This is a genomic window from Micromonospora sp. WMMD708, from assembly GCF_049315245.1.
In the GTDB taxonomy this organism is placed as follows: domain Bacteria; phylum Actinomycetota; class Actinomycetes; order Mycobacteriales; family Micromonosporaceae; genus Micromonospora; species Micromonospora wenchangensis.
Map to the genome: position 1 here is coordinate 3,676,146 of NZ_CP186060.1, position 10,902 is coordinate 3,687,047.

The 10,902-nt window shown below is 74.9% G+C and carries 13 protein-coding genes and 1 pseudogene; 5 read left to right on the plus strand and 9 right to left on the minus strand.

Annotation, left to right across the window (positions count from 1 at the left end):
* Window positions 1-40: 40 nt before the first annotated feature.
* Window positions 41-955 (minus strand): hypothetical protein, encoded by a 915-nt coding sequence (locus ACN260_RS16320; protein WP_422751922.1) that lies wholly within the window; start codon window positions 953-955, stop codon window positions 41-43.
* Window positions 956-1,048: 93 nt separating this feature from the next.
* Window positions 1,049-1,870 (minus strand): DedA family protein, encoded by an 822-nt coding sequence (locus ACN260_RS16325; RefSeq protein WP_422751923.1) that lies wholly within the window; start codon window positions 1,868-1,870, stop codon window positions 1,049-1,051.
* A 116-nt stretch (window positions 1,871-1,986) separates the two neighbouring features.
* Here ACN260_RS16325 and ACN260_RS16330 point away from each other — a divergent pair.
* Both ACN260_RS16330 and ACN260_RS16335 read left to right on the plus strand, forming a co-directional pair.
* Window positions 1,987-2,121: pseudogene (locus ACN260_RS16330) on the plus strand (MOSC domain-containing protein); the annotation flags it as partial.
* Between the two features lie 163 nt (window positions 2,122-2,284).
* Window positions 2,285-2,461 carry a hypothetical protein gene (locus ACN260_RS16335; protein WP_422756884.1) on the plus strand — a complete coding sequence of 59 codons (177 nt, stop codon included), beginning with the start codon at window positions 2,285-2,287 and terminating at the stop codon, window positions 2,459-2,461.
* Between the two features lie 46 nt (window positions 2,462-2,507).
* Here ACN260_RS16335 and ACN260_RS16340 read toward each other — a convergent pair whose 3' ends face one another.
* The 3 genes from ACN260_RS16340 to ACN260_RS16350 form a co-directional block, all read right to left on the minus strand.
* Window positions 2,508-3,362 (minus strand): SAM-dependent methyltransferase, encoded by an 855-nt coding sequence (locus tag ACN260_RS16340; RefSeq protein WP_422751924.1) that lies wholly within the window; start codon window positions 3,360-3,362, stop codon window positions 2,508-2,510.
* A 97-nt stretch (window positions 3,363-3,459) separates the two neighbouring features.
* The gene (locus ACN260_RS16345; RefSeq protein ID WP_422751925.1) at window positions 3,460-4,293 is read right to left on the minus strand and encodes a helix-turn-helix domain-containing protein; all 834 of its coding nucleotides are present in this window, start codon (window positions 4,291-4,293) and stop codon (window positions 3,460-3,462) included.
* 197 nt (window positions 4,294-4,490) lie between these two features.
* Complete coding sequence (locus tag ACN260_RS16350; RefSeq protein ID WP_422751926.1) at window positions 4,491-4,730, minus strand: DUF397 domain-containing protein; 240 nt, start codon at window positions 4,728-4,730, stop codon at window positions 4,491-4,493.
* A gap of 267 nt (window positions 4,731-4,997) precedes the next feature.
* Here ACN260_RS16350 and ACN260_RS16355 point away from each other — a divergent pair, with 267 nt between their 5' ends.
* Window positions 4,998-5,648, plus strand: a complete 651-nt coding sequence (locus tag ACN260_RS16355; protein ID WP_422751927.1) for a GGDEF domain-containing protein — start codon at window positions 4,998-5,000, stop codon at window positions 5,646-5,648.
* Between the two features lie 42 nt (window positions 5,649-5,690).
* On the opposite strand, the gene ACN260_RS16360 is transcribed toward ACN260_RS16355, so the two are convergent.
* The 4 genes from ACN260_RS16360 to ACN260_RS16375 form a co-directional block, all read right to left on the minus strand.
* Window positions 5,691-6,176 carry a type II toxin-antitoxin system PemK/MazF family toxin gene (locus ACN260_RS16360; protein WP_422751928.1) on the minus strand — a complete coding sequence of 162 codons (486 nt, stop codon included), beginning with the start codon at window positions 6,174-6,176 and terminating at the stop codon, window positions 5,691-5,693.
* 30 nt (window positions 6,177-6,206) lie between these two features.
* The gene (locus ACN260_RS16365) at window positions 6,207-7,490 is read right to left on the minus strand and encodes an RNA polymerase sigma factor (RefSeq protein WP_422756736.1); all 1,284 of its coding nucleotides are present in this window, start codon (window positions 7,488-7,490) and stop codon (window positions 6,207-6,209) included.
* 2 nt (window positions 7,491-7,492) lie between these two features.
* A complete protein-coding gene (locus tag ACN260_RS16370) occupies window positions 7,493-7,912 on the minus strand; it encodes a YciI family protein (protein ID WP_422751929.1) in 420 nt (139 codons plus the stop codon).
* A gap of 96 nt (window positions 7,913-8,008) precedes the next feature.
* Window positions 8,009-8,800, minus strand: coding sequence for a class I SAM-dependent methyltransferase (locus ACN260_RS16375; protein ID WP_422751930.1), 792 nt, complete (start codon window positions 8,798-8,800; stop codon window positions 8,009-8,011).
* A gap of 45 nt (window positions 8,801-8,845) precedes the next feature.
* On the opposite strand from ACN260_RS16375, the gene ACN260_RS16380 reads away from it, so the two are divergent.
* Complete coding sequence (locus ACN260_RS16380) at window positions 8,846-9,361, plus strand: NUDIX hydrolase (RefSeq protein ID WP_377684634.1); 516 nt, start codon at window positions 8,846-8,848, stop codon at window positions 9,359-9,361.
* A gap of 41 nt (window positions 9,362-9,402) precedes the next feature.
* Window positions 9,403-10,755 (plus strand): hypothetical protein, encoded by a 1,353-nt coding sequence (locus ACN260_RS16385; protein WP_422751931.1) that lies wholly within the window; start codon window positions 9,403-9,405, stop codon window positions 10,753-10,755.
* Window positions 10,756-10,902: the final 147 nt, after the last annotated feature.

Here is a 10,902-nt window from a genome sequence, read left to right on the forward strand (position 1 = left end):
CTATGCCGGCCGGCCCGCGCCGGGTCCGGCCCCGCACGGTTCAGTCCTCGACGACGGTGACGGTGTTCGCCCCGGCGACCAGGTCGAGGTAGAGCCGGTCGGGTGACCGGTCCCAGTTCGGCGAGCCGACCGTCGCGCCCCGGGCCAACCCGTCGCGCCGGTCGCCGTACCAGACGACGCTGCCCGCGCCGGAGGCGGCGCGGACCCGGACCGGGGGGCCGTCGGGCGCGTGCACGACGAACTGGTTGACGCCACCGGTCATCCGGACGGTGCGGGTGCCGGTGGTCGGCGGCAGCCGTAGGTCGATGCGGGCCGCGCCGCCGATCAGCTCCACCCCGGACAGCCGCGCGCCGGTGAGGTCGAGAACGTGGTCGCTGACCCCGCCGACCAGCCGCAGCCGCCAGGTGACCCGCGCGTTGAGCGTCACGTCGACGACACCCCGGCCGGGCCCGTCCCGGCGGGTCACCCGCAGCTGCACCCGGTCGCCTGCGACCTCGGGCCGGGGGGTGAGTCCGGCGTCGGCCGGGCTGCTGATCCGGTACAGGTCGGCTCCGAGGTCGTCGGTGCGCAGCCGGAACGAGGTCACCCCGTCCAGCAGCTCGAAGGTGGCCCGGCGCAGCCCGTCGACCGGCGCGGTCACGGTCCGCCCGCCGGCCTCGGCGGCACCCGCGCCACCGGGGTCGGCGGTCGCCGGTGCCGGCGGCGCGGCGCGGTCACCGGAGGGGACGATCCCCAGCCGGTCGGGGTTCGCCATGGTCACCACCACCGCGATCGCACCGAGCGCGACCACGAGCACCGCGGCGGCGGCCAGCAGCCGCGCGCCGCGGGGCCAGGGTGAGCGGTACGCCGGTTCCCCCGTCGCCCCGACCGGTTCCCCGGTCACCTCGATCACCGGCTCGAAGACCGGTCGCTGTTCCTCCGTTGTCGGACGGTGCTCCTGCCCCGGCTCCACCATCGCGCCTCCCCTGTCCCGGTCCCCGCACAGCAGTACGGCCCGGCCGCCGCAACGGATCATTCGGCCTGCCCGGAACCCGGCCGCCGCGACGGGTCAGTCGGTGTCGCGTCCCCAGAGTCCGCCCCGGTAGACGGTCCCCCGGTAGGGCGTGCCGTCGGCGACGTCCGGCCGGCCCGCAACGTCACCCCCGGGCGCGGCGTCGGTGGCCGGCACGTCGGCGGACCAGGCGTCGGTGGTCGGGGCGGCGGCGCGGGCGGCCCGCGACCGACGGACCCGGCTCACCACGAACCAGCCGGCGACGGCGACGCAGACCACGATGACGACCTTCTGGAACGACCCGACGTACTCCTCGACGACGTGCCAGTTGTCGCCGAGCAGGAACCCGGCCATCACGAAGGTGGTGTTCCAGATCAGGCTGCCCAGCGTGGTGTAGAGCAGGAACGTCATGATCGGCATCCGCTCCACCCCCGCCGGGATGGAGATCAGGCTGCGGAAGATCGGGATCATCCGGCCGAAGAACACCGCCTTGACCCCGTGCTTGAGGAACCACGCCTCGGTGCGGTCCACGTCGCTCAGCTTCACCAGCGGCAGTCGGGCCGCGATGGCCCGCATCCGGTCCCGTCCCAGCGCCGCGCCGATGCCGTAGAGCACCCACGCGCCGACCACGGACCCGAGGGTCGTCCAGAGGATCGCCGAGACCAGGCTGATCCGCCCCTGGGCGGCGGCGAAGCCGGCCAGCGGCAGGATCACCTCGCTGGGGATCGGCGGGAAGAGGTTCTCCAGCGCCACCGCCAGCCCCGCGCCGGGCCCGCCGAGCCGCTCCACCAGACCGGTGACGAACCCCACCGGCCCGTCCGAGGGGGGCTCGGTGGAGACGACCGTACGGGGGCTGAGCGCCAGGGAGCGTGGGATCATCCGACAAAGTTACGAGCCGGACGACGAATCGACCACGCGGACCGGCGACCCTGCACCGGTACGCTGGCCCGGTGCCGGGACAATTGACCGAACTGTGGCGGTATCCGGTCAAGTCGATGCTGGGGGAGGCGTTGCGCGACGCCACGGTGGACGGTCGGGGGGTGGCCGGGGACCGCCGGCTCGCCGTGCTCGACCACGACACCGGGCGGGTGGGCAGCGCGAAGCGGCCCCGGCGGTGGTCGGCCCTGCTCGGCGTCCGCGCGACCGGTGCCGTCCCCGACCGGGTACGCCTCACCCTCCCCGACGGCACCGTCCTCGACCATCCCGACGCCGGCCTGGACACCGCGCTGTCCCGGCTGCTCGGCCGGGAGGTCACGCTGACCGACGCGGTGCCCGCCGACCCCCCGCTGCGCGGTGCCCACCCTGGCCCACGGCCCGCTCCCCCGTGCCCCGCAGGCGCTGCGCCGGCCGGCGGAACGCAACCGGGTGGTCCCGCTGCCGGGCCTGGGGCCGCAGCCCTGCGTCGGGGCGTACGCGGTGGTGGTACGGGGCGGCCGGGTGGCCGTCGGGGACCGGGTCGAGCCGGCCTGACCGCACGCCCGGGTGACCGGCCGCGTACGGGCCGCCAGGGCTCCGGTCAGGGCTTGCGGGCGACCGCGCCGTACACGCTGACCTCGTCGACGGTGGGCCGGGGTTGCGGTTCGGCCTCGGCCCGCCACTGCGCCACCGAGACGACGCCGGGGTCGACGAGATCGAGGCCGTCGAAGAAGCGGGCGAACTCGTCCCGGCTGCGCAGGTTGATCATGCCGGGTGGGGTGCCGGCACGGTTGCCCGCCCGGGCCTCCTCGGCCACGGCGGGTGGCAGGTAGTCGTAGGTGGCATGCGACGCGGCCAGGTAGCTACCCGGCGGCAGCGCCGCGAGCAACCGGCCGACCACCCCGTACGGGTCATCGGTCTCGGTCACGAAGTGCAGGATGGCCACCAGCATCAGGGCGACCGGCTGGTCCAGGTCGAGGGTGCGGCGCAGTTCGGGGTGGTGCAGGATCTTCTCGGGTTCCCGCAGGTCGGCGTCGATGTAGGCGGTGGCGCCCTCGGCCGAGCTGGTCAGCAGCGCCCGGGCGTGGGCCAGCACGATCGGGTCGTTGTCGACGTAGACCACCCGGGCCTGCGGGGTGATCGCCTGGGCCACCTCGTGGGTGTTGTTGGCCGTGGGGATGCCGGTGCCGATGTCCAGGAACTGCCGCACGCCGGCCTCGCGGGCCAGGTGGGCGACCGCGCGTTGCAGGAACCGGCGGTTCTCCAGCGCGGCGGTACGCACGGTCGGGAAGGCTGCCGCCATCGCGTCGCCGGAGTCCCGGTCGGCCTGGAAGTTGTCCTTGCCACCCAGCCAGTAGTTGTAGCGGCGGGCCGGGTGGGCGACCGAGGTGTCGATCCGGTCGCTGGGGTGCGGGGCGGCGCCCGTCGGGGCATCGGCGGTCACAGGGTCCTCCATGACTCCGCGCCATCCGGTCGTCGATGGCGTCCGTCCACTGTCTCCGGTCGATCATCGTAGTGGCCGCCCCGGTGCCGCCGACGACCCGGTACGGCCGTCACTGCGGGTACAGCTCGTCACGCAGTCGGGTGAGCACCTCGGGGGTCCGCTCCGGCGGGGTGGCCTCGACGCAGAGCCGCTCCATCGCGGCGGCGTAGTAGTCCAGGTCCTCCCGCTTGTCGAGGTAGAGGGCGCTGGTCAGCTGCTCGATGTAGACGATGTCGGGCAGGTCGTCGTCGCCGAAACGCAGGATGGTGAAGGCCCCACCGGCGGCGGCGTGGCCACCGGCGTCGAACGGGATGATCTGCAGCCGGACGTGCGACGAGCGGGTCGCCTCGATCAGCGCGGTCAACTGCCCGTGCATCACCTGCGGGCCGCCGATCGGCCGGCGCAGCGCGGCCTCGTCGATCACCGCCCACAGCTGCGGCGGGTCGGCCCGGTGCAGCACCTGCTGGCGCTGCATACGCAGCTCCACCCGCCGGTCGACCTCGTCGACGGCGGCACCCCGGTGGCCGAGCAGGACCACCGACCGGGCGTACTCCGGGGTCTGGAGCAGGCCGGGCACGAACTGCACCTCGTAGCTGCGGATCAGTGCGGCGGCGGCCTCCAGGCCCAGGTAGGACTGGAACCAGCCGGGCAGGACGTCGCCGTAGCGGTGCCACCAGCCGGGGCTGTTGGCGTCGCGGGCCAGCTTGAGCAGCGCCTCACGTTCCTGCACTGCGGTCACCCCGTAGAGGGTGAGCAGGTCGGCGACGTCGCGTTCCTTGAAGCCGACCCGGCCGAGCTCCATCCGGCTGATCTTCGACTCCGAGGAACGGATCTCCCAGCCTGCGCCCTCCCGCGTGACACCCTTGGCCTCCCGCAGCCGGCGCAACTGCGCGCCGAGCAGCATCCGCAACACCGTGGGGCCGGTGGCCGGTCCCCCCCTCGGCGGCAACCATCGTCACGTGCCCCGCCCCTCCGCGCATGCCCCTGTACCCGATCACGGTCCCTGGCCCCCGCCCGACCGACGAGTAAGCATGCCATGAACCGACGGTGAGGTGAACATCCTCCGGACGGATACGGTCCCGTGGGCGGGACCGTCGGGCGTCAGCCGATCAGATGGTCGAAGTCACCGTCACGGGCGCCGAGGACGAACGCCGCTATCTCGTCCACCGTGTAGATCAGGGCGGGTCCCTCGGGGTGGCGCGAGTTGCGCACGGCGATGCCGGCACCGCCGGGCAGTTCGGCCAACTCGACGCAGTTGCCGCTGGGATTGCTGCGGCGGCTCTTCTCCCACCTCAGCGGGGGCAACTGGGTGGCGGGGACGCCGTTCTCAGGCTGCTGCATGGATGTCTTTCTGTCGGGGTGCGGAACCACTGTCGCGAGAGGACGTTGCGGTGTCGAAGGAGCGGTGCGACATCAGATCCGGCCGTGCTGCACGTGCATCTGCTATTGCATCTGCTTCGGACAGCGAGCATGATAACGCACGTGGACGGTACTTATCCGTTCACTTTGGGTTACCAGGCTCAGGGCTTCACCTGGGCAAACGACGACCCGGCGGGGCACGACGGCGCCGCCGCACGGGTCGTACGCCGACACTGCGAGGGAGGACCCGTGCCGGATCCGTTGACCGTCGCGTCCGGCGTTTCCGCGGCCGGAGCCCTGGTCTCGGTGTGGCAGCTACGCCGCCGGGCCCTGCAGGCCGAGGCGGAGCTGGAGCAGTTGCAGGCCGAACTGGCCGCGGAACGGCACGCCGCCAGCCACGACCCGCTCACCGGGCTGCCCAACCGACGGGCCTTCTACCGGCTGGCCGCCACGCTGCTCACCGACGCCGGCGGGCAGCCCCTCATCGCGGTGGTCCTCGACCTCAACGACTTCAAACAGGTCAACGACCGCTACGGGCACGCCGCCGGCGACCAGGTGCTGATCAGCGTCGCCCAGCGGCTGGCCGCCTTCGCCGGCGACAACCTGGTCGCCCGGCTCGGCGGCGACGAGTTCGCCGGCCTGCTGGCCAGCCCCTCGGTCGACCGGCGCTGGATCGACCACGCCACCCGGCGGCTCTGTGAGGCGATGGCCGCCCCCATCCCGCTGGGCCCGTGCAGCGTCCGGGTCACCGCCTCGGTCGGGCTCGCCCCGGTCACCGGCCCCACCCAGCTCGCCGACGCGCTCTGCCGGGCCGACGCCGCGATGTACCGGGCGAAGGGCGTCACCAGCCGGCAGTCACCCCGGCAACTGCTCGACGCCGCCCGCCTCGCCGAGTGCTGAACCGCACACCCCCGCCGGGGCGGCGTCACCCGACACCGACGATCAGCGCCAGCCGTAACCGGACCGCAGCGCCTGCCCGACCCGGTCGAAGCGCCCCCGGTCCAGCACCGCGCCCTCCCGGCGGATGCCGTCCTCGCGCATGGTGAGCACCCGGTCCAACCGGACCCAGCTCGGACGGGCCTCACGGTCCCACTCCCCCGGGCCCAGCGCCAGCCAGTGCCGCTGGCCGTCCCGCTCGCTCTGACTGGACAGCATCAGCCCGAACAGGGTGCGGCTGGACCGGCCCACCACCAGCACCGGACGGTCCTTGCCCTGCTTCGGGTCGTCCTCGTAGGGCACCCAGGTCCAGACGATCTCGCCCGGGTCGGCCTGACCGTCCGGCTCCGGGGCGTACGACAGCTCCCGCCGTTGCAGGGCGCTGACCTGACGCCGCCGGGCCACCTGCGCCGGGATCGGACCGGGGGTGGCGCGCTGCGCGCCGGTCACCCGGCCGAGCCGGGACGCCACGTTCCTCAACAGACCTGCCACGGCGGGCAGCCTACCGCCAGCCGGGCCGGCTCACCCGTCGAGGTTCTCGGCCCGGCGCAGCAGCACCGCCCGTTCCCGCACGTTGCGGCACAGCCGGGCGGCGAACTCCAACTCGGCGCGCGCCTCGGCGGTCCGGCCGAGCCGGGCGAGCAGCTCACCACGGACGCTCGGCAGCAGGTGCGACCCGGCGAGGCGGCCGGTGGCGGCGACCTCGTCCACCACGGCCAGCGCCGGCTGCGGACCGTCTGCCATCGCCACGGCCACGGCCCGGTTCAGCTCGACGACCGGCGACGGCGCCACCCGGCCGAGCGCCTCGTAGAGCAGCACCACCCGGGACCAGTCCGTGCGCTCCGCCGAGGGGGCGACGGCGTGGCAGGCGGCGATCGACGCCTGCAACCCGTACGGCCCGAGGCCGCGCCCCGCCGCCACGGCCCGGCGCAGCGCCGCCATCCCCCGGCGGATCGCCGACCGGTCCCACCGCCGCCGGTCCTGGTCGGCCAGCAGCACCGCCTCGCCGTCGGCGTCGACCCGGGCCGGGAACCGCGCGGCGGTCAGCTCACACAGGGCGAGCAGGCCGTGCACCTCCGGCTCGGCGGGCAGCAGCGCGGCAAGCGTCCGGGCCAGCCGGATCGCCTCGTACGCCAGGTCGGGGCGGAGCAGGTCGTCGCCGGCCGTCGCCGTCGACCCCTCGGTGAAGATCACATAGAGCACGCCCAGGACCGCGCCGAGGCGTTCCCGCCGCTGCGGCGGCTCCGGCAGGGTGAACGGCACCCGCGCGGCGGCGATGGTCTTCTTCGCCCGGGTGATCCGTGCCTGCACGGTGGGCACCGGCACCAGCAGCGCCCGCGCGATCTCCTCGCTGGACAGGCCGCCGACCACCCGCAGCGTCAACGCCAGCCGGGCCGGCGGTGCGAGCACCGGGTGACACGCCACGAACATCAGCGCCAGCACGTCGTCGTCGACCCGGTCCGGATCCCACGGCAGGTCCCCGTCCCCGGGGCCGCCGGTCGGCCCGGCGAGCCGACCGGCGAGCACCGCGTACCGGTCGTCGAGCGCCGCCCGACGGCGGAACGCGTCGACCGCCCGCCGCCGGGCGGTGGTGAGCAGCCAGCCCACCGGGTTCGCCGGCACCCCGTCGCGCGCCCAACCGACCAGGGCCTGCGCCACCGCCTCCTGGGCGACGTCCTCGGCGAGCGCGAAGTCGCCGGTGTACCGGGCCAGCGCGCCGACGATCCGGGCCGACTCGATGCGCCAGAGCGCCTCGACGGCCCGCCGGGCCGACTCGACGCCCGGCGGGCCGTCGGTGGGGACCACGCTCAGAGCTGGCCGGTCCGCTCGCGCCACTCCCGCTCCCTGACGATGAACTCGTTGTCCTGCGGGAACTCGTCGATGCCGGGGACCCGGCGCACCTCGCACCTGCTGCCGGTGACCGCCGGCATCCGCCGGGCCCACTCGACGGCCTCCTCCTTCGACGCCACGTCGAGCAGGTAGAAGCCGCCGAACAGTTCCTTCGTCTCGCCGTACGGGCCGTCGGTGACGACCGGGGTATCCCCGCTGTAGTCGACCACCACGCCCTGCGCCGGGTCCTCCAGGCCCTCGGCGGCCACCAGCACGCCCGCGCGGATCAACTCGTCGTTGAACCGCCCCATCGTCTCCAGCATCTCCTCGTAGGGGATCTTCATCATCGTCGCCAGGGACTCGTCCGTGTTCCGCATGATCAGCATGTACTTGGCCATCGTCGCTCCTCGTCGTCGGGTCGCCTGTCGACCCGCTCATCCTCTGGTCGAACGGGGACCGGGCCGGATCGACACGACCGTCCGGTGGGTTTTCGCTCAGGCCGGCCGCCGGGCCAGCACCAGCGTGGTCCGCAGGTCAAGGGTGACGGTGCCGCCGAAGCCGTCGACGGCGGCCTCGACCGCCGCGAGGACCCGCTCCCGCTGCCGCGGTGGGCGGCGCAGCTGCGGCGAGAAGGTGCCGACCAGTCGCTGGTACTGCGCCGTGGTCAGCGGCACCGGCCGGCGCAACGCCGACGACCGGACGTCGGTGAACAGCCCGCTGCCGAGGATGTCGGCGTGGAACCAGTCCTCCGGTCGGTCGTGGTGCGGCACCGGGTCGACCGACTCGAACGCCGCCCGGATCGCCGCCGACTGGGCCGGGTCGACGTAGTCGTACCGGTGGGCGAAGACGGCCAGGGTGCCGCCGGGGGTCAGCGCGTCGTGGGCCCGCCGGTTGCGGGTGGCCGGGTCGAGCCAGTGCCAGGCCAACGCGCAGGCCAGCAGGGGCACCCCGGCCGGCGGCGGCGACCACTGCTCGAACCGGGCGACCACCACCTCGACGTCGGGAAACCGGGCGGCCAGCACCGCCGCCATCCGCGCGTCCGGCTCGACGCAGGTCACCCGCGCCGGGACGGTCCCGGCCGCCGCCGGGGACGACGGCCCGGCGGGGTGGACGAGGTCACGCAGCAGCGCGGTGGCCAGGCCGGTGCCCGCGCCGACCTCGACCAGCCGGGCGGGGGGTCCACCGTGATAGGCGAGGATGGTGTCGGCGAGGGCGGTCGGATAGCCCGGCCGGATCCCGTCGTAGTCGTCCGCCACCTCACCGAAGAGCTCCACCATGATCGCCATCGTCGCACCGTCGCCGCCCCGACGGTGCCCCGTCGAGGGAGGCCCATGACCGAACTGCCCCGGGACCTGCCGGTGATCGAACGCACCGCCGTGCGGCTGGTGGTCCGCGACCGGGACGGACTGATCCTGCTGTTCCACACCCGCGACCCGGAACACCCCCGGCTGGGCACCTGGTGGGAGCTGCCCGGCGGGGGCGTCGACCCCGGTGAGACGTACCCGCAGACCGCCCTGCGGGAACTGCGCGAGGAGACCGGCTTCGTGGTCACCGCCGCGCAGCTCGGCCCGCCGACCTGGCGACGGCGGGCCAGCTTCATCCACCGCCGGTTGCGCCATGTCCAGGACGAGGTGGTGCTGACCGTACGCCTCGACGCCGCCGCGCCGGACGTCGACGGCGCGGACCGCCTCGACTACGAGGTGGAGGACTACTTCGGGTTCCGCTGGTGGCCGGTCGAGGAGATCGTGACCAGCACCGCCCGGTTCTACCCGGGTCGACTGCCCGCGCTGCTCACCGCCTTCCTGGCCGGCGAGCGGATCGACGAGCCGTTCGAACTCTGGTCCTGACCGGGGTGCCACCGGCCCGCGCGGTGGGCACAGTGGAGGGCATGACGACGATCCCGTACGACCCGCTGGCCCGGTACGCCGCCCGGCTGCACGCCGACCTCGGCGACCGGCACCATGTCGCCTCCCCGCTCGGGGCCTGGCTGCTGCTGGCGCTCGCCGCACCGGCCGCCACCGGCGCGGTCCGGGACGAACTGGCCGGGGTGCTCGGTGTCGACTCCGAGAGCGCGGCGGCGGCCGCCGCCGCGCTGCTGGACCGGCCGCACCCGCTGGTGCCGTCGGCCACCGCTGTCTGGCACCGGCCCGGCACCGATCCCGACCGGCTGGCCGGCTGGTGGGACGGGCTGCCCCGGAGCACCACCACCGGCCCGATGCCCGACCGGACGGGCCTGGACGCCTGGGCCCGTGAGCACACCCTCGGGCTGATCGACAGGTTCCCGCTGACCGTCTCCCCCCGGGTGCTGCTGGCGCTGGCGAGTGCCCTGGCCACCCGGATCTCCTGGGCCACCCCGTTCGACCTGGTGCCCGGCGCGGCGCTCGGCCCGGACGCCCCCCGCGACACGGCCCGACCGGACGGCGGACCCGCCCACCGGCCGGGCACAGGGCACGGGCCGGGCCAGGAGCACGGGCACGGGGCGGGCCAGGAGCACGGGCACGGGGCGGGCGGCGGCTGGGCGGGGCGGCTGGCCCGGGTGCTACGCAGCCCGGAACACGGGCACCGGGCCTGGATCGCGGCGACCGGGCCGGCCGGCGACGTCGCCGTGCACGCCGCCGCGGCGGTGGAGCGCGACGGGGCCGGGCTGGTGGTGCTCTCGGTGCTCGCCGACCCGGCGGTTCCGGCGGCCGACGTACTCGCCGCCGGCTACGCGCTGGCCGGCGCGGCGGTGGACGGCGAACCGGCCCGCCGGTCGCTGTTCGACCTGCCGCTGGGCCCGGGTCCCCTCGGCACGCTGCGCGAGGAGCCGGTACGCACCGCCGCCCGCGACGGCCGGGAGGAACGCCACCGGGCGGTGCTGCCCTGCTGGTCGGCCCGCGACGAGCACGACCTGACCGCCCCCGGGCTGGGGTTCGCGGCGGTGGGGCGGGCGCTGGGTGGGCTGCTCGGCGTCGACGCGGGCGTCGAGGCCCGGCAGACGACGGTGGCGCACTACGGCCGGTACGGCTTCGAGGCCGCCGCCGTGACCGGGGCGTTCGCCCTGACCAGCCTCCCGCCGGAGGGCGTACGCCGCAGCGCCGAGTTGCGGTTCGGGCACCCGTACGCGGTGCTGGCGGTGGCCACCGACCGCCGGGACGGTGAACCCGGACCGTGGCACGGGCTGCCGGTCTTCTCCGCCTGGGTGGCCGAGCCCCGGGAACCGGTGGACAGCGACCTCGTCGACCCGGTCGAGTCCTGGTGACCGGGGTCGACCGGGCCTGATCCGGCCGGCACCCGGAACTGCGACGACCAGGCCCGACCGCGACGTTCGCCCCGAGGCGGCACCGTCCCCGGGGGACCCGCCGCGGTCGGGGGTCCCGCGCCCGCGCGGGCACGACGGGTGTCGCCG

What these genes read in the sequence shown, in the direction of transcription:
- ACN260_RS16385 (WP_422751931.1), top strand. Translation starts at nt 9,403, where the DNA reads ATGACGACGATCCCGTACGACCCGCTGGCCCGGTACGCCGCCCGGCTG.
- ACN260_RS16345 (WP_422751925.1), bottom strand. Translation starts at nt 4,293, where the DNA reads ATGCTGCTCGGCGCGCAGTTGCGCCGGCTGCGGGAGGCCAAGGGTGTC.
- ACN260_RS16340 (WP_422751924.1), bottom strand. Translation starts at nt 3,362, where the DNA reads ATGGAGGACCCTGTGACCGCCGATGCCCCGACGGGCGCCGCCCCGCAC.
- ACN260_RS16350 (WP_422751926.1), bottom strand. Translation starts at nt 4,730, where the DNA reads ATGCAGCAGCCTGAGAACGGCGTCCCCGCCACCCAGTTGCCCCCGCTG.
- ACN260_RS16375 (WP_422751930.1), bottom strand. Translation starts at nt 8,800, where the DNA reads ATGGCGATCATGGTGGAGCTCTTCGGTGAGGTGGCGGACGACTACGAC.
- ACN260_RS16320 (WP_422751922.1), bottom strand. Translation starts at nt 955, where the DNA reads ATGGTGGAGCCGGGGCAGGAGCACCGTCCGACAACGGAGGAACAGCGA.
- ACN260_RS16325 (WP_422751923.1), bottom strand. Translation starts at nt 1,870, where the DNA reads ATGATCCCACGCTCCCTGGCGCTCAGCCCCCGTACGGTCGTCTCCACC.
- ACN260_RS16380 (WP_377684634.1), top strand. Translation starts at nt 8,846, where the DNA reads ATGACCGAACTGCCCCGGGACCTGCCGGTGATCGAACGCACCGCCGTG.
- ACN260_RS16370 (WP_422751929.1), bottom strand. Translation starts at nt 7,912, where the DNA reads ATGGCCAAGTACATGCTGATCATGCGGAACACGGACGAGTCCCTGGCG.